Raw genomic sequence first — 17,185 nt, 5'->3', positions numbered from 1 at the left:
TCCCCGGCCTGGTCCTCCTCTTCTCCCCCTCCTCCCCCCCCCCCCCCCAACCACCCCCCCCCCCCCCCCTCCCCCCCCCCCTCCCCCCCTTCTTCCCCCCCCCCCCCCCCCCCCCCCCCCCCCACGGCCGCGAGGGTCACGCGGAAGCGGAGGGCTCGCGCAGGAAGGTTTCGAGCCGTGCGGCGAAGCCCGGGGCCGCGGCGACGAAGTGACCGGCCCCGGGGTGCACACTCCGCCGGCCGTCGAGCGCCGCCGCGAGAGCGTCGCAGATCCGCTCCAGCGCGACCGCGTGGCCCCCGGACGCGACGAGCACCGGGACACCGGCGTCGCGGATCGCGTCGAGGTCGGGGCGCGCCTCGCCGGTCGGCCGGGCGCCGTGCGCCCGCCGGACGCCGGCGACGACGTCCTCGGGCAGCGGCCCGTCGCCGACGGGGGCGCCCGCGATACGGAGGAACTCGCGCAGTTCGGCCGGGTCCGTGTCCATGCCATGGGCGAGGACCGCGTCGCCGATGCGCGCCAGCCGCGCCACGTCGGGGTCCCCGGGGACGAGGTGGCTGAGCGGCGGTTCGATCAGCGTGAGGGAGCGCACGGCGTCCGGTGCGGCCGCGGCCGCGGCCGCGAGCAGCGTCCCGAGGACGCCGTAGGAGTGGGCGACGACGTGCGGGCGGCCGTGGAGCAGCGGCGCCAGGTCCCGGGCGTCCACCGCGAAGTCCTGCCGCACGTCCGGGGGCGGGCTCGGCGGATAGCCCCGGCGATGGGCGTAGGCCAGGGTCCAGCGGTCGGCCAGCGGGGCGAGGGCGCCCCACGTCGTCCGCGGGCCGGCGCCGCCGTGCACCAGCAGGATCTCCGGCCCGCGGCCGTCGCGCACCACCACGATCTCGCCCACGGGGCGAGCATAGCGGCGCGCGGCGGGGGCGCGGCTACCGCTTCCGCGCCAGGTCCGGGACCGGTCCGTCCGCCACGGGGACGCCGAAGTCGGGGGTGCCGTCCGGCTTCCAGCCCAGGCGCTGGATTCGGGTGTGGCGGTTCGGGTCGTTCAGGGGGTCGCCGGTGATCTCCTTGTACTGGCGTGCGTGGTAGACGAGGACGTCGGTGCGGCCGTCCTCGGCGACGGTGAAGGAGTTGTGGCCGGGGCCGTACTGCTTGGTCCTGTCGTTGCTGGTGAAGACGGGGCGCGGTGACTTGGTCCAGGAGGCCGGGTCCATGAGGTCGCTGCCCGCCCGGGCGGTGAGGAGCCCCATGCAGTAGTTGGCGTCGGTGGCGCTCGCGGAGTACGTCATGAAGACGCGTCCGTTGCGCTGGAGGAACGAGGCCCCCTCGTTCACCTTGAAGCCGACGCGCTCCCAGTCGTACTCGGGTGTGGTGAGGCGTGTCTGCGGCCCCTTCAGCGTCCAGGGGTCGGCCATCTTGGACAGGAAGACGCCGGTGTTGCTGTCGGTGCCGGGCTCGTGCTGCGCCCAGGACAGGTAACGCTCCCCCTGGTAGGTGAACGTGGTGGCGTCGAGCGAGAACGTGTCCCAGGCCGTGGCGATCCGGCCCTTCTCCACCCAGGTGCCCTTGAACGGGTCGGGGTGGGCGTTCTCCAGGACCCACATGCGGATCTTCCACACGTCGTCGGCGGGCGCCGAGGCGAAGTAGAGGTACCACTTGCCGTCGATGTGGTGGATCTCCGGTGCCCAGATGTGCGCGGCCATGTCGCCGCTGGTGTGGCGTCGCCAGACGACGGCCTCCTCGGCGGTGGCGAGGCCGCGCAGGGTGCGGGAGCGGCGCAGGATGACGCGGTCGTACTCCGGGGCGGTGGCCGTGAAGTAGTAGCGGCCGTCGCGGTGGCGGTGGATGTGGGGGTCGGCGCGGTGGGGGACGAGGGGGTTGGCGGGGCGGGCGGCCTCGGGGGCGGCGGCGTGGGCGCTGCCCCGCGCGAGGCCGAGGGTGCCCGCCGCGCCGGCCGCGGTGGCCAGGGTGCCCTTCAACAGCAGTCGGCGGTGCGGGAGTTCGTTGGCGTCACTCATGTGTCGTGCCTTTCGGGGAGGGGGTGCCGGAGGGTTCGGCGGGGCGTGGGGGCTCAGTAGGCCACGGGCCAGCCGCTCCCCCAGTTCAGGAGGTTCACGCCCAGCTTGGGTCTGCCGCCGTCCTGGCCGTCGTAGTAGTGGTGGACGAGCAGGTCGCCGTCGACGTCCTTCATGACCGACTGGCCGCCGGGGCCGATGTAGCGGCCGTGCGACTCCAGGACGGGCGTGCCGCCGTTGTCCGTCATCGCGACGCCGTTCCTGTCGCGGTAGGGGCCGGTCACCTTCGTGGCCCGCCCCACCTTGATCTTGTACGTGGAGTCGGTGCCCGCGCAGCACGTGTCGTACGACGCGAAGAGGTAGTAGTAGGCGCCGTGTTTGACGAGGGTCGGTGCCTCGACGGCCTTGGTGCCGGTCGGGCGGGAGGCGAGGGAGCGCCGTGCCGTGTCGCCCGCGTACTGCTTGCCGGTCGCCGGGTCGACGCGGATCAGCTTGATGCCCGTCCACCAGCTGCCGAAGGTGAGCCACCACTTGCCGTCGTCGTCCACGAAGAGGTTGGGGTCGATGGCGTTGTAGTCGCTGCTCGCACCGGAGGTGTAGACGGTGCCTTGGTCGCTCCAGCTGCCCGGTTCGCCGGTGGTCGACGTCGCGAGTCCGATCGCGGAGGTGTTGGAGCCGAAGCTGGAGACGGAGTAGTACATGAGGTACTTGCCGCCGTGGTAGGAGATGTCGGGCGCCCAGGCCTCCGGTACGGAGGAGTAGCGCGACCACCAGGCGGGCCGGTTGCCGAAGGCGTCCGCGCCGGCCCTGAAGGCGGTCCGGTCGGTGGAGGAGCGGTGGCTGATGCCTCCGCCGGTCGCGTAGAGCAGGTACTTGCCCGCCGGGGTGCGGACCATGCTCGGGTCGTGCAGGACGGTGTCCCCGGTGACGGTCCCGGGGTCGGGGTAGGCCGCCGCGGTGCCCGGCACGAGGGCGAGCAGCGCGGCGGTGGACAGGGCGAGAAGTACGCGGCGTCTCGCGGGGCGGACGGTGCGCGGCAGGGTGCGGCTCACACGGGTCTCCTCGGGCCGGTGGGGCGATGGGGGGGTGCTCACGTGCCGGTCGGGGTTCCGCCCTCAGCCCAGCCTGATCACGTTCCAGGACAGCGGCTCCAGGGTGGCGGTCAGGACGCCGTTCGCGAGGCGCGCGCCCGGCACGTCGTGCGGGGTGACGCGCTCCGGGTCGGCCAGGGTGTTGCGGGCCTCGGGGTCGGCGTCGGCCACGGCGGTGTGCTCGATGACGGCGCTCGGTTCCAGTCCGTTCAGCGTGACTTCGAGGGGCAGTGGTTCGTTCCGGTCGCGGTTGACGGCGAAGACGGTGACGGTGCCGTCGGCGGCGCGTACCGCCGTGGCGTGCAGCAGGGGCACCTCGCCGAACTTCGCCGTGTCGTACGTCGGTGAGTCCACCCGTACGTCGAGGACCGTGCCGCGGCCGTACCGGGAGGCCTGCGCGAAGGGGAAGAACGTCGTCTGGCGCCAGGCCGGGCCGCCCGGCTCGGTGAGGATCGGCGCGATGACGTTGACGAGCTGGGCGAGGCAGGCGACGGTCACGCGGTCGGCGTGGCGCAGCAGGGCGATCAGCAGGGAGCCGAAGACGACGGCATCGGTGACGGTGTAGTTGTCCTCCAGGAGGCGGGGGGCCTCCTGCCAGTCCTCGGGCTGGAGCGCGGTGCGGCGCTGGTACCAGACGTTCCACTCGTCGAAGGAGAGGTTGATCCGCTTGGTGGACTTCAGGCGCGCGCCGACGTGGTCGCAGGTGGCGACGACGTTCTCGATGAAGGACTCCATGTCGACGGCCGAGGCGAGGAAGGAGTCGCGGTCGCCGTCGATCTCCTCGTAGTAGGCGTGCAGCGAGATGTGGTCGACCAGGTCGTACGTCTCGGCGAGGACGGTCGCCTCCCAGGCGGCGAAGGTCTCCATGGACTGGCCGGAGGAGCCGCAGGCGACGAGTTCGAGGGCCGGGTCGAGCTGCCGCATGGCGCGGGCGGTCTCGGCGGCGAGGCGGCCGTACTCCTCGGCGGTCTTGTGCCCGGTCTGCCAGGGCCCGTCCATCTCGTTGCCGAGGCACCAGAGCCGGATGCCGTAGGGGTCCTTGTCGCCGTGGGTGGCGCGCAGGTCCGAAAGGGCGGTGCCTGCGGGGTGGTTGGCGTACTCCAGGAGTTCCAGGGCCTCGGCCACTCCTCTGGTGCCGAGGTTGACGGCCATCATCGGTTCCGCCTGGGGGCCCACGGCGCGGACGAAGTGGATGAATTCGGCGAGGCCGAAGCGGTTGCTCTCCGTGGAGCGCCAGGCGAGGTCGAGTCGGCGCGGCCGTGCGTCGACGGGCCCGACGGAGTCCTCCCATTTGTAGCCGGAGACGAAGTTGCCGCCGGGGTAGCGGACGGCGGTGACGCCCAGTTCGCGGACCAGGCCGAGGACGTCACCGCGCAGGCCGGCCTCGTCCGCGGTGGGGTGGCCGGGCTCGTGGATGCCGGTGTAGACGCAGCGGCCGAGGTGTTCGACGAAGGAGCCGAAGAGCCGGGGGTCGACGTCGCCGACGGCGAAGTCGGGGTGGAGGGTGAAGCGGGCGGGGTGGCGGTCAGGCGTCATGGCGATCCTCAACTGGTGTGCTGCGCTTCGTGGTCCGGTGCGGCGGGGTCGGGGGCGGGCCGCACAGGCCGGGGAGGGACCTGTGCGGCCGGTTCTCGTCCCGTCAGCCGGTCTTGATCCGCAGGAACGTCACGGAGTGGGCGGGGAAGGTGTACGCGAAGGAGTGGCCGACGCCGTCGAGGACCGAGTCGACGGGTTTGACCGGTGACTTGTCCTTGGTGTTCTCGGCGGCCGGGTCGGCGGTCAGCGTGGTCACCCGTGCCTTCGACGCGACCTTCGCCCGCCCGAGGTCGATCTTGGTGCGGGCCTGCGTCGCCTGGGCGTTGACGACCTTCACGATGAGGTCGCCGGTCGCCTTGTCGCGGGTGACGACCTGGCGGAACGGTTCGGCGGGCTTGTCGTCGGTGAAGGAGCCCCACTTCTTGCCGTCCAGGTAGAGCGTCACCTGGCGGCCGCGCACCTCGACGCGCAGGTCGTAGCTGCGGCCCGTCTCGATCTTCGTGGTGTCCTGGACCATCGTCTGCTTGGCGCCGCCGACGGACTTCTCCACGGCGGACTGGGTGTTGTTCCAGCCGCCGAGGTTCCACCAGTAGTGGTTGCCGGTGTCCTTGACGCCGAAGGCGACCATGAAGCCCTCCTTGCCGGACTTCTTGGTGGCCCTGACCTTCAGGTCGTAGTTCTGCCAGCCCTTGTCGCCTGCGGTGACCAGGGTGTTCTCGGCGCTCTCGTCGGACTGGACGTACGCGCCGTCCTCGACGGCCCACGCGCCCCGGCCGGCCGCCTTGGTCCACTTGCCGTCTCCGGCCGAGAAGTCGTCGGAGAACAGCGGCCTGCCGTCCGCGCCGGTGACCGAGACGTCGTCGTAGGCGGCGCGGGTGGCCCAGGTGGACAGGCCGATCGCGCCGGTGATCGGGCCGGACGTGGCGGGTGTGCCGGTGGCCTTGGAGGGCACGACCTCGTCGCCGACGTTGCGCATGAACAGCTTCTGCGTCTCGTAGTTGGCCGAGCCCCATGACTGGTCGTTGTCGAACCAGATCATGTTGGGCTTCCACTGGACGTAGTCCTCGTTGGCGAGCAGCGGGGCGTACGAGGCGAGCTTCACGACGTCCGCGTTGCGCTCCAGGCCGGTCATGAAAGCGGCCTCGGAGAGCGCGTTGCCGAAGGTGTTGCCCTGGGAGGCGTACTCGCCGAGGAAGACCTTGGGGCCGCGCCGGTCGTAGGAGTCGTAGCGGTCGTTGTTCTCCAGGAACCACTGCGGGCTGTTGTAGTAGTGCTCGTCGACCATCGCGACGTCGGCGTCGCGGTTGAGTTTCCAGGCCTTGTCGAAGACGGCTCCGCTGTCGTCGGGCCCGGAGTTGGAGATGACGGTGATCTCCGGGTGCTCGGCCTCGATGGCGGCGCGGAACTGCTGGAAGCGGGCGAAGAACTCCTCGGGGAGGTTCTCCTCGTTGCCGACTTCGAGGTGGGTGAGGCCGAACGGCTTGGGGTGGCCCATCCGGGCGCGCTTCTTGCCCCACTCGCTGCTGACCGGGCCGTTGGCGAACTCGATGAGGTCGAGGGTGTCCTGGATGTGCCGCTTGAGCAGCGCCGGGTCGTCCGTGGCCTTGTTCTGGCCGCAGCCGGTCACCAGGGCGGGCACGACGGGCAGCGGCATGGCGCCGGTGTCCTCGGCGAACTGGAAGTACTCGTAGTAGCCGAGTCCGTAACTCTGGTTGTAGCCCCAGAAGTTGGCGTTGGTGGCGCGCTGCTCGACCGGGCCTATGGTGTCCTTCCACTGGTAGGAGCGGTTGCGCTGCCAGCCGGACTTCTCGTCGTACGCCTCGTGGCTGCCGGTGTTGACCAGACAGCCGCCGGGAAAGCGCAGGAAGCCGGGCTTCAGGGCGGCGATCTTCTCGGCCAGGTCCTTGCGCAGGCCGTTCTCGCGGCCCTTGTAGGTGTCGCGGGGGAAGAGGGAGATCATGTCCAGCGCCGCCGGGGCACCCGAGGCGACCGTCAGCCGGCCGGCGGCGGAGGTCCGGGTGGCGGTGAAGGTCGCCCGGTACTTGGCCCAGCCGCCGCGCGCGGTGACGCGGCGGGCGGGCGCCAGTTCGCCCGAGGCGTCGTGCAGCGTGAGGGTGAGGGGCGCGCCGGAGCGCTCGGCGCGCGCCCAGAGCGAGAAGTCGTAGCGCTTGCCCTTCTCGACGGCGATCCCGGTGTTGTAGCCGGTGTTCGTGACGGACGAACCGGCGCCCAGGGTGAGGTAGTTGCGGTTGCGCTCGTTCAGCCGTCCGGCGTCGTCGACGACCTTGGCGGTGCCTTGGGTGTCCCACGAGGTCAGCGGCGTGTAGGAGCGGTTGTCGGCGGGCCCGTACTCGAAGGACCGGTTCTGGACGAGTTCGGCGTACAGGCCGCCGTCGGCCGCGCGGTTGATGTCCTCGTAGAAGACGCCGTACATCGTGTCGTCGATCTTCGCGCCGGTGCCGTTCGCGTCGACGTCGATCGTGTAGTCGGTGGGCTCGGCGGCCGCGCCGGGTCCCGCGCCGAGCGTGCCGGCCAGCAGGGCTCCGGCGGTGAGCATCCCGACGGCGAGAGCCAGACTCCCTCGTCTGTGTGCCATGTCATCCCCACGTGTTCGAAATACCGGACGTCGGTCAATACTTCGAACGGCAACTTAGGAAGCCGAGGGAGGTCGCGTCAACGCCTGGGACCAACCCTGCGCAAAGCGTTGACGCGCGAGGAGATCGACTCTACGGTCCGTTCGAACTGGCGGGCAGCATTCGATATGTCGAACACGCCTGTCCCGGAACACTTCCGTCTCAGAGAGAGGGACGAGCCGTCGTGCCTCCATCCCTTGTGACCCGTCGCGGCGTGCTCGGCACTCTCGGGGCGCTCGCCGTCGCGGGCAGCTTCGGCGTCGCGGCCACCGGGCGCAGCGCCTCCGCCATCGCCTCGGACGCCGAGGTCCGCGTCCGCTACTGGAACCTCTTCAGCGGCGGCGACGGCGTCAACATGATCGCCATGCTGGACGCGTTCCGCCGGGCCAACCCCCGGGTGGACGTGAAGGATTCGACGCTCCAGTGGGGCAATCCGTACTACACCAAGCTGGCCATGGCCGCCGCCGGGCGGCGCGCCCCCGACCTCGCCGTCATGCACCTCGGGCGGATCCCGGGCTTCGCGCCCGGCAGGCTGCTCGACCCCTGGGACGTGCGGCTCCTGGCCCGGTACGGCGTGCGGGAGGCGGACTTCGACCCGCTGCTGTGGAAACGCGCCGTCGTCGACGGCAAGCTGTACGGGCTGCCGCTCGACATCCACGCCCAGCTCTGCTTCTACCGCCGCGACGTGTGCCGGCGGGCGGGGCTGCTCGGCGAGGACGGCGAGCTGGCCGCCGTCTCCTCGCCCGAGGAATGGTTCAAGGCGCTCAAGGCCGCCAAGAAGGCGACCAGGGGCGGTCTCCAGACCCTCGGCATGAAGGCCAACGAACCCAACTTCAGCTGGTGGTTCTTCCTCTCCTTCTACACCCAGCTCGGCGGCACCTGCCTCAGCCCCGACGGCCGGGACCTCACCTTCGACACCGACAAGGCGGTCGAGGTCCTCGAATTCCTCCGCCGGCACGTCACCGAGGGCTACACCACACCGGTCGGCACCGCCGACGGCGAGATGTTCCTCAACGGCTCCCCCTTCACCTGGGAGGGCAACTGGTCCGTGCCGGTCTTCGGCGGCGCGAAGCTCGACTACGGCGCCACCCCGCTGCCACCCGTCTTCGGCCGGGCCGCCACGCACGCCGAGTCCCACTGCTTCGTCCTGCCCCACCAGGAAGGGCGCGGCGGCCCCGCCGACGAGGGCGCCCACCAGCTGGCCGCGTACGTGGTGCGGCACGCCCTCGACTGGTCGCGCGGCGGCCACATCCCCGCGTACAGGCCGACGTTGCGGGACGAGGCGTACCGGGCGCTGAAGCCGCAGGCCGAGTACGTCTCGGCCATGGACCACATGGCCGTCGAGCCGCACGTGTGGTTCGCGGGCTCCACCGGCACCCTCGCCCAGCGCATCGGCCCCGTGGTCGCCGCCGCCAACTCCGGTTCCGCGGGGCCCGCCGCCACGGCCCGGCGGATGCGGGGCGTCCTGGAGAAGCTGCTCGCGATGAAGGACCCGATGGCCGGCCGGTCCGTCGGCCGTGCGGGAGGTGGCGCCGCGTGAGCACCGTCGACACCGCCCTGCGCCCGCCCGCCGCACGCCCGGCGGCCGCCGTCCGCGCCGACTCGGCGCGGGCCCGACTCGCCCGCCGCTTCCAGCACGGCGGCTGGTTCGTCGCCCCCTTCCTCGTCCTGTTCGCGCTGTTCGTGCTGCTGCCGATCGGGCGCGGGGTGTGGCTGAGCCTGACCGACGCCAACATCTCCGGCACCGGCGAGCGCTTCGTGGGCCTCGACAACTACCGGGAGGCCTTCGACACCCCGCTGATGTGGGAATCGCTCGGCCACAGCGCGTACTTCACGCTGCTCGTGGTGCCGTGCATCGTCGTCCTCGCGTTCCTGCTCGCGATGCTCGCCCACCACATCGAGCGCGCCAAGTGGCTGTGGCGGCTGTGCTTCTTCGCGCCGTTCCTGCTGCCGTCCACCGTCGCCGGGAACCTCTGGCAGTGGCTGTTCAACCCCGGCACCGGAATGATCAACCACGTCCTCGGCCTGGACACGCCCTGGCTGACCGACAAGTCGACCGCCATGCTCGCGGTGGTCATCACCACCCTGTGGTGGACGGTCGGCTTCAGCTTCCTCCTCTTCCTCGCCGCGTTGCAGAACATCCCGCGGCATCTGTACGAGGCCGCGGAGCTGGACGGCGCGAACGCCTGGCAGCGGATGGCGCACATCACCCTGCCGATGCTGCGCACCGTCACCGGCCTGGTCGTCACCCTCCAGGTCCTCGCCTCGCTCCAAGTGTTCGACCAGGTGGTGGTGATGCAGGACTTCGGCCCGGGGCCGGAGGAATCGACCCGGACCTTCGTGCAGTACACCCTCGAAGAGGGCTTCACCAGCTACCGCGTGGGCTTCGCCTCCGCGGTGTCCATCATCTTCTTCGTGCTCATCGCGGCCGTGGCCCTCGGCCGCCTGTGGCTGCTGGGCAGGCGTGCGGAGGATGTGCGATGAGAAAGGGACACGCGATGCCCGTGAACCGTACGAGAGCCAAGTGGACCGCGGGACAGATCGTCCTGACGGCGCTCGGCACCGCCGTCTCGGCGGTGTGGCTGTCGCCGCTGGTGTGGGCGCTGTTCACCTCCCTGAAGTCGGAGACCGAGGCCGTGGCCGTGCCCACGCACTGGATACCGCGCGACGTCACGTTCCAGGCGTGGCGGGCCATGTTCGAGACCGGCAACATCACCGACTGGTTCGTGAACTCCGTCGTCGTCTCCGTGTGCGTGACGTCCGTCGTGGTCCTGGTGAGCGCGCTCGCCGGGTACGGCTTCGCGCGCACCGAGTTCCGCGGCAAGAACGCGCTGCTCGGTCTGGTCATGGCGGGCCTCATGGTGTCGCCGGCGGTCCTCGGCGTGCCGCTGTTCAGCACCGTCCAGTCGATGGGGATGGTCGACACGTACTGGGGGATGATCCTGCCGCAGTGCGCGCCGGCCGCGATGGTCTACATCCTCTACAAGTTCTTCCAGTCCGTCCCCAAGGAGCTGGAGGAGGCGGCGTTCATCGACGGCGCCGGGCGCTGGCGGGTCTTCTTCACCGTCGTCCTGCCGCTGTCGCGCCCCTCCCTCGCGGCGGTCGGCATCTTCACGTTCATCGCGTCGTGGAACAACTTCCTGTGGCCCTACATGGTGACCAACAACCCCGACCTGATGACCATGCCGAACGGCATCGCGACGGTCATGAACTCCTACGGCATCCAGTGGGCGCAGCTGATGGCGGGCGGGCTGATGGCGGGGCTCCCGCTGATCGTCGTCTTCGTCTTCTTCCAGCGGCAGATCGTCGCGGGGGTGGCGCACACGGGCCTGGCGGGGCAGTGAGAGGGGGACGCCTCCGAGCCCCGGACTACTCCTCCCCGGGCTCGAAGTCCTCCAGGAAGTAGCTGTCGTGCCGGATGCGAAACTGCTTCAGCTCTTCGCCACCGCGCTGCGCCATCTCCCCGACGCGCTCGAAGTACTCCTCGCGCGGGGCGCCCGGGGAGAAGAGCATGAGCATGGACATGGGCTCGTCGGTCACGTTCTTGAAGGCGTGCAGGCCGCCGACCGGTACGTACAGGAAGTCGCCCGCGCGGCCCGTCACCCACTTCTCGCCGTTGTACAGCTCCAGTTCGCCGGAGAGGACGTAGAAGGACTCCGACATCGCCTTGTGGAAGTGGGTCTTGGCCCCGGCGGACCGCGGGCCCAGGTCCACCTTGTACAGCCCGAATTCGCCGCCGGTCGACTCGTTGGTGGCGAGGTAGTGGGTGGAGCCGCCGGGTGAGGAGATGTCCGCCGGGCTGTCGGCCGGGCGGAAGACCGCGTTCACTTCGCCCTTGTCGCGGTGGTAGCGGGCTTCCGGGTACTGCAGGTGTTCCGGGTACGACATGATGCGCTCCTCTTGGCAGATTCCACCAGCATGGTGGCTCCCGTCTCGCGAAGAGGGCATCGGACTTGCGGATGATCTTGAGTTGGCCCGGGCTGAGGGCTGGGGACCTAGTACCGCGGTGCCAGGTGGTGGGCCGTAGGGCCGCCGGGCGAGACGTTCGTGTGCGGACGTCGGCCTTCATGACCACAACGGGTCATGGAGGCCGACGTCACGCTCGCCCCGGAATTCGCCCACGGTGTCGCGCTGTCGGCGGGGGCGTCCGTGTCGCGTGTGCCGCGACTAGTTGTAGGTGATGTCCGACGCCGTGAACTTGCAGTACCTGCCGTCGGGGCCGCTGCCGGTCTGGACGGGCTCGGCACCGGTGTTGTTGCCGGTGAAGCGCAGGCAGGTCTTGATCTTCTTGTTGCCGTCACCGTGGACGCGGATGTTCCGCAGCGCGGCGGTGTCGCCGTAGTTGGTGTTGATGCCGACGATCGACGTGCCGGGGGCGGTGATGTCGGTGTCGTTGACGATGACGTCGCGCCGGTACTGCTTGGAGCAGTTGCCGCAGGTCCGCACGAGCTTGCCGAAGTCGGAGACCTGGAACTTGTTCACGACGAGCTTGCCCGCGCCGTTGAACTGGAAGACCTTGTCGTCGGCCTTCCGGGCGCCACCGCCCTGGACGGCGTACGTCGAGCCCGCCGAGGTCCCCTTGAACGTCGCGGCGTCCTCGCCGACGTCCTCCCACCAGACGTTCTGCAGCGTGCAGCTGCCCTGGCAGTGGATGCCGTCGGCAGCGGGCGCGCCGATGATGACGTTCTTCAGGGTCGCCCCGTCCTTCAGTTTGAAGAGGGGGTCCTGGCCCTCGTCCTGGCCGTCGCCGCCCAGCTCGCCGCTGCCGTAGTAGCGCTTGAGGCCGCCGTCACGGGTGCCGGAGACCTCGATGGTCTTGGAGACGGGCTGCTGCCCCTTGGCCTCGGGCCAGGTGCTCGCCGCCCCGGCGGTCGACATCAAGGAGGTGGTGACGAGGGCGGCGCCGGTCAGGCCGAGCGCGGCCGCCCCGCCGATGACGGCGCGGCGGCGGGTCCGGCCGCGACGGTGGCGTACGGGCCCGTTCGTGGTGGGGGTCATGTCCGGATTTCCTTCGGTGGACAGAAGTGTGCGTCTCCTGGTCGCCACCGGAAGCGGAAAGGTTGCCCTCATCCTCGCGGGTCCGCCGCGGGGGCGAAGTCGCCCTTCCATTCGTCGCGTTCGTCTGCCGTGCCGGCCCGGACCGTGTAGCGGTCGGCGTACGCGTCACGGTTGCCGCCGGGGTGGTTGTACTGCCCGGCGAAGACGTGCTCGCCCACCGGTACGGTGCGCCCCGCCTTGAGCGTCCACCGGTAGAGAAGGAAGCCGCCGCGCTCGGCCACCGTGACGTCGAAGTCGCCGACGGGCAGCGAGCGCCAGTTGCCGGTGTCGGCGACCTCGCCGGGCCGGGCGACGCGCAGCTCGACGGTGAGCGCGGTCAGCGGCTTCCTCGCCTTGACGGTGATGTCGCTCTGCGACCAGTACGTGCTGGAGCCGGGGTCGATCGAGCCGTCCGCCCACACCAGGTCCGCCCCGGGGCTCGGGGCGCCGGACCTCGGGGCGCCGGGCGGGGGCGTCTGGCCCGTGGACGCCCCCGCCGAGGGGCCCCGGGAGACGGGAGGCGCGGCCGGGGTGCTGTGCGGCGGCCGGGAGGGCGGGGGCGGGGGCGCGGTCCCGCCGGGTCGCGTGGCGGCGGGCGGCGCGTCCGGCGTCGCGCTGGTGGCGACGGACTGCGGGTCGGGGTCCCCGCGCAGCGCCGACGCCACCCCGTACCCGGCCACGGCGCAGACGGAGGCGACGGCGGCGGTCGCGGTGACCACGCGCAGCCAGGGGGCGCCCGCCCGGAGCGGCTTCGGCGCGCGTTCGGGCCGCTCGCCCGCCGCCATGCCCTGCTCGACGCGGGCCCGCATCCGCTCCCGGTCGGGGCGGTGCGCCTGGGCGGCGCCGCGCAGCTTCCTGCGCACTTCGTCGTCGTCCCTCATGTGCTTCCCCCCGTGTCCGCCGTGACCGCGCGCACCTGTGACCAGGCGGTGTGCGGACCGAGGCGTCGTTGCAGCTCGGCCATTCCCTTCGACGTCTGGCTCTTCACGGTACCCACCGAGATGCCGAGGGCCTGCGCGGTGTCCTTCTCGGAGAGGTCGAAGGCGTGCCGCAGCACCACGCAGGCCCGCTTGCGGAAGGGCAGCGCGCGCAGCGCCTCCCGCACGTCGACGACGGCCGGTACGTCGGGGTCCGCGACGTCCTCGCCGCGGCCCGACCAGAAGAGGGTGACGCGGCGGCGTTCCCGTACGGCGCTGCGGATGCGGCTGCGCGCCATGTTGGCGACGACGCCGCGGGCGTACGCGGCCGGGTGGTCGGCGGCGCGCACCCGGTCCCAGCGGTGCCACAGGGCGAGCAGCGCGTCGGCCGCCAGATCGTCCGCGCCGTCCGCCTCGCCCGTCAGCAGATGGGCCAGGCGGGCGAGTTCGGCGTAGTGCCGCTCGAAGAAGGCATGGAACTCGGCGGCCGCGTCGTCGGCGGCCGAAGGCATGGGTGTCCTCTTTCCCCCGGGCCCCGGCGCACCGCCCTCCGCGGTCCCGGGTGCCGTCTCCCTGTCGGAACCGGGCACTCTAACGGGTCGTTCCGTCCGCGAGGACACCGGGCAGGGTCACCTCCCCCACGCCGTCGGCGCTCGCGCGGCCGTCCACGGTGCGCACCTGGAAGGAGCGCCGGGTGCCGAGGGCGAGGACCGTGACGCCGTCGCCGTGCCGCCTCGCGCGAAAGACCGTCGCGGGCCGTCCCTGGAGGTCGGGGACGGTGGCCTCGGTGCCGTCGGCGGTGCCGGGTGCGGCGAGGAGGGGCAGGCCCTCCGGCCAGTCGCCGTCGGGGCGTTGCTCGTCGGCTGCGAGCGGCAGCAGGGCGCCGGGCCTGACGTACCGGGGCAGGCTGTCGAAGCCGTGGTTCTCGCGGCGCCGGCCGGGGCCCTGGACGCGCTCCCGGGTCAGGAGGTGGGTCCAGGTGCCCTCGGGGAGGTAGAACTCCACGTCGCCCTCGACCGTGAAGGCCGTGAACTTCATGGGGCGTCCTCCCGTGGTGCGGCGGCGGTGAAGGCGAGCCGGGCCAGGCGGACCGGGCCGCGCAGCCGTACGCGCAGGTCGCGCACCCCGGACACGACGAAGCGCGCGGCACTCTCGGCGTAGTGGTACGTGCCGCCGGTGGGCGCGACAGTGACGGTGGTGGCGGTGGCGCCGGCGATGAGATCGACGGCGCCCTCGCCCGCGGCCTCGATCCGTACGGCGTCGGTCCCGGGCCCGAAGTCGCAGTCCTCGAAGAGCAGTTCGCCCACCGTGCCGCCCACGGCCCGCACCGCGTCGCCCGAGGTCCTGGTCCGGTCGACGATCTCGGTGCCGCGCTGCGTGTCGTAGTCGGCCGCCGCCAGGCCGGCCCCCAGTACCGGCCTGGCGGCGAGTGGATCACCGGTGATCTCGACCGGCGCGTGCAGCCGGATGTCCCGGCTCGACGCCCCGGCGAACAGTTCGTGCGTGCCGGGCGCCACGCTCCAGTGGCCCCGGCGTACGTCCCAGAAGCCCAGGTCGCTCACGGGGAGCCGGAATTCGAGGCGGCGCGAGGAGCCGGGCGCCAGGTGGACGCGGCGGTGCGCGGCCAGCCTGCGGTGCGGGGTCACGACGGGGCCGCGGGGCGCGCGGGTGTAGAGCTGCGCCACCTCGTCCGCCGCGACGGCGCCGGTGTTGGTCAGGGTGAAGGCGACGCACAGGGTGTCGCCGTCGCGCTGGCAGGTCAGCTTCTCGTAGGCGAAGGAGGAGTACCCGAGGCCGTGCCCGAACGGGTACAGCGGGGTGCCGTCGAAGTACAGGTAGGTCTGCCGGGAGCCGATGATGTCGTAGTCGAGCAGGTCCGGCAGGTCGGTGTCGGCGGCGTACCAGGTCTGCGGGAGCCGTCCGGCCGGGGAGACGTCACCGGCGATGACGCGGGCCAGCGCGGTGCCCGCGGCCTGCCCGCCGTGCGCGGTCCACAGCAGCGCGGGCAGCTCGGCGTGGGCGTCGGCGACCGCGTACGGGTAGGCGCTGACCAGGGCGAGCGCGGTGCGGGGGTTCGCGGCGCGGGCCGCGCGCCACAGCCGTTCCTGGTGGGGCGGCAGGGCGAGGGTGGTGCGGTCCTGGGTCTCGCGGCCGTTGATGTGCGGGTCGTTCCCGGCGACGACGAGCACGGTGTCCGCGGTCGCGGCGGCGCGGGCCACGGCGTCCTCGCCGCGCTCCACGTACTCGACCGTGAAGCGCTCGGCGCGGTCGGCCGCGAGGGCTTCGCCCTGGACGGCAACCCGCAGGCCGTCGGCGGCGACACAGACATGGCCGCCCGTTCCCGTGTGCCTGAGGAGGTACTCGCCACCGTGCCCGCCGTCCTGCCCGTCCCGGCGTTCGCCCTCCGGTGCGACCAGTGCGAACGTCTCCTGGACGACCCAGCCGCCGGGCTGGTCGGCCGACGCGCACACGAAGCCGTCGTCGGCGACGGACAGGTAGCGCCCGTCGGGGGCCCGCAGCGTCCAGGCGCCCTCGCCCCAGTCGACGAGGGCGAACTCGGTGGCCCACGTTGCGTCCGCGCAGGTGCCGACCGGCGGCAGGTCGGTGCGGCCGGACAGGAGCGCCGGGTCGAGCGCGCCGGCGGCCACCCGCGCCTGAGCGGCGGCGGCGGAGGGCTCGGGCACCCGCAGCCAGCCTCCCGCGCACTTCAGGCGCACCCGGTCCACGCCTTCGGCGAACGTGACCCGCTCGGCGCCGAAGCGGGCGCGCAGCCCGTCGAGGACGGTGCTCCGGTGGATCAGCGTGCCGCTGTACCAGTCGGTCTTGCACTCGTCGGCGAGGAGTCCGACGACCGCGACACGGCCGCCGTCGGCGGACGGCGTGAGCGGCAGCAGGCCGTCGTTCTTGAGCAGGACCACGGCCTGTTCGGCGGCCTCGCGGGCCAGTTCCCGGTGCTCGGCCGTGTCGGCGTCGCGCGGGCTCGCGCCGCCGTAGGGCCCGCCGTCCGGGTCGAACTCTCCGAGCCTCAGGCGCACGGTGAGGTGGCGGCGTACCGCCGCGTCGATGTCGTCCTCGGTCAACAGCCCTGCTGTCAGGGCGCGGTGGACGCGTCCGATGATGATGTCCGAGTCGGTGCCGTGGTCGGTGAAGCTGTCGACGCCCGCCTTGAGCGCCGCGGCGACGGCCTCTTCGTGGGTGTCGAAGTAGTACTGGCTGTCCACGAGGTTGCTCGGCGCGCCCGCGTCGGAGCACACGAGCAGCTCCTCATCGGTCCAGCGCCGCAACTGCTCATCCAGGTGGGGCGATACGTGGTTGGGGCGGCCGTTGACGAGGTTGTAGGCGGGCATGACCCCGGCGACCGCGCCCGCCTCGACCACGCCGCGGAAGGCGCGCAGGTCGTACTCGTGCAGGACGCGCGGGCGGACCGAGGAGTTCGTGGTGTCCCGGCGGGTCTCGTTGTTGTGGGCGAGCCAGTGCTTGAGGACGGGCGCGGTGCGCCAGTACGTCGGGTGGTCGCCGCGCAGGCCGCGGGTGAAGGCGGCGGCCAGGGCCGAGGTCAGGTGCGGGTCCTCCGCGTACCCCTCTTCGTTCCTGCCCCACAGGGGGTGGCGCAGGAGGTTCACCGTCGGCGCCCAGACGTTGAGGCCGACGCGGTCGTCCCCGGCGCGCAGGGCGCGGGCCTCCACGGCGACGGCCTCGCCGACCTTGCGCAGCAGGTCGTCGTTCCAGGTCGCGCCGAGCCCGACGGCCTGTGGGAAGACCGTGGCGGGTCCCATCCAGGCGACGCCGTGCAGGGCCTCCTGGCCGGTGCGGAACGCCTCGACGCCGAGCCGGCCGAGAGCGGGCGCGAACTGGTGCAGGAGCGCGACGCGTTCGTCGACGGTCAGCCGGGACAGCAGGTCGTCCACGCGCTTTTCCGGCACGAGTCCCGGGTCACGGAACGGCGGCGGGCTCTCGGTCACGTG

Annotated in this window: 14 protein-coding genes; 3 read left to right on the top strand and 11 right to left on the bottom strand. The window is 71.9% G+C overall.

The window, feature by feature from the left end; all coding sequences use genetic code 11:
- Window positions 1-136 precede the first annotated feature (136 nt).
- From ACZ5GP_RS07060 to ACZ5GP_RS07040, 5 genes are all read right to left on the bottom strand, one after another.
- On the bottom strand, window positions 137-886 hold the full coding sequence (locus ACZ5GP_RS07060) for an alpha/beta fold hydrolase (protein ID WP_468749813.1): 750 nt from the start codon (window positions 884-886) through the stop codon (window positions 137-139).
- A gap of 34 nt (window positions 887-920) precedes the next feature.
- Window positions 921-2,009 carry a glycoside hydrolase family 43 protein gene (locus tag ACZ5GP_RS07055; RefSeq protein WP_468749812.1) on the bottom strand — a complete coding sequence of 363 codons (1,089 nt, stop codon included), beginning with the start codon at window positions 2,007-2,009 and terminating at the stop codon, window positions 921-923.
- Between the two features lie 53 nt (window positions 2,010-2,062).
- Entirely contained in the window at window positions 2,063-3,046 is a 984-nt protein-coding gene (locus ACZ5GP_RS07050) for an arabinan endo-1,5-alpha-L-arabinosidase (protein WP_468750153.1), read from the bottom strand.
- 75 nt (window positions 3,047-3,121) lie between these two features.
- Window positions 3,122-4,633, bottom strand: coding sequence for an arabinosylfuranosidase ArfA (gene arfA / locus ACZ5GP_RS07045; protein ID WP_468749811.1), 1,512 nt, complete (start codon window positions 4,631-4,633; stop codon window positions 3,122-3,124).
- Window positions 4,634-4,736: 103 nt separating this feature from the next.
- The gene (locus ACZ5GP_RS07040) at window positions 4,737-7,229 is read right to left on the bottom strand and encodes an alpha-L-arabinofuranosidase C-terminal domain-containing protein (protein WP_468749810.1); all 2,493 of its coding nucleotides are present in this window, start codon (window positions 7,227-7,229) and stop codon (window positions 4,737-4,739) included.
- 221 nt (window positions 7,230-7,450) lie between these two features.
- Here ACZ5GP_RS07040 and ACZ5GP_RS07035 point away from each other — a divergent pair, with 221 nt between their 5' ends.
- From ACZ5GP_RS07035 to ACZ5GP_RS07025, 3 genes are read left to right on the top strand one after another with little or no spacing between them, the layout of a single operon-like run.
- A complete protein-coding gene (locus tag ACZ5GP_RS07035; protein ID WP_468749809.1) occupies window positions 7,451-8,806 on the top strand; it encodes an extracellular solute-binding protein in 1,356 nt (451 codons plus the stop codon).
- Window positions 8,803-9,750: a carbohydrate ABC transporter permease gene (locus tag ACZ5GP_RS07030; RefSeq protein WP_468749808.1), complete on the top strand. Its 948-nt coding sequence runs from the start codon at window positions 8,803-8,805 to the stop codon at window positions 9,748-9,750. Before ACZ5GP_RS07035 ends, ACZ5GP_RS07030 begins: the two co-directional genes overlap by 4 nt.
- 14 nt (window positions 9,751-9,764) lie before the next feature.
- Window positions 9,765-10,610: a carbohydrate ABC transporter permease gene (locus ACZ5GP_RS07025; RefSeq protein WP_468750152.1), complete on the top strand. Its 846-nt coding sequence runs from the start codon at window positions 9,765-9,767 to the stop codon at window positions 10,608-10,610.
- 25 nt (window positions 10,611-10,635) lie between these two features.
- Here ACZ5GP_RS07025 and ACZ5GP_RS07020 read toward each other — a convergent pair whose 3' ends face one another.
- The 6 genes from ACZ5GP_RS07020 to ACZ5GP_RS06995 form a co-directional block, all read right to left on the bottom strand.
- Window positions 10,636-11,154, bottom strand: coding sequence for a cupin domain-containing protein (locus ACZ5GP_RS07020; RefSeq protein ID WP_468749807.1), 519 nt, complete (start codon window positions 11,152-11,154; stop codon window positions 10,636-10,638).
- A gap of 279 nt (window positions 11,155-11,433) precedes the next feature.
- A complete protein-coding gene (locus ACZ5GP_RS07015; RefSeq protein WP_468749806.1) occupies window positions 11,434-12,264 on the bottom strand; it encodes a pectate lyase in 831 nt (276 codons plus the stop codon).
- A 68-nt stretch (window positions 12,265-12,332) separates the two neighbouring features.
- Entirely contained in the window at window positions 12,333-13,184 is an 852-nt protein-coding gene (locus tag ACZ5GP_RS07010; RefSeq protein ID WP_468749805.1) for a hypothetical protein, read from the bottom strand.
- On the bottom strand, window positions 13,181-13,732 hold the full coding sequence (locus ACZ5GP_RS07005; protein WP_468749804.1) for a SigE family RNA polymerase sigma factor: 552 nt from the start codon (window positions 13,730-13,732) through the stop codon (window positions 13,181-13,183). Before ACZ5GP_RS07005 ends, ACZ5GP_RS07010 begins: the two co-directional genes overlap by 4 nt.
- 79 nt (window positions 13,733-13,811) lie before the next feature.
- On the bottom strand, window positions 13,812-14,258 hold the full coding sequence (locus tag ACZ5GP_RS07000) for a hypothetical protein (protein ID WP_468749803.1): 447 nt from the start codon (window positions 14,256-14,258) through the stop codon (window positions 13,812-13,814).
- Window positions 14,255-17,182, bottom strand: a complete 2,928-nt coding sequence (locus ACZ5GP_RS06995) for a glycoside hydrolase family 3 C-terminal domain-containing protein (protein ID WP_468749802.1) — start codon at window positions 17,180-17,182, stop codon at window positions 14,255-14,257. The genes ACZ5GP_RS07000 and ACZ5GP_RS06995 overlap by 4 nt, the downstream gene beginning before the upstream one ends.
- Between the last annotated feature and the right edge of the window lie 3 nt (window positions 17,183-17,185).

The sequence above is a fragment of the Streptomyces sp. NPDC031466 genome (assembly GCF_055581265.1).
Note: the sequence above shows the minus strand (reverse complement) of the source record. Positions and strands in the feature narration are given on the sequence as shown.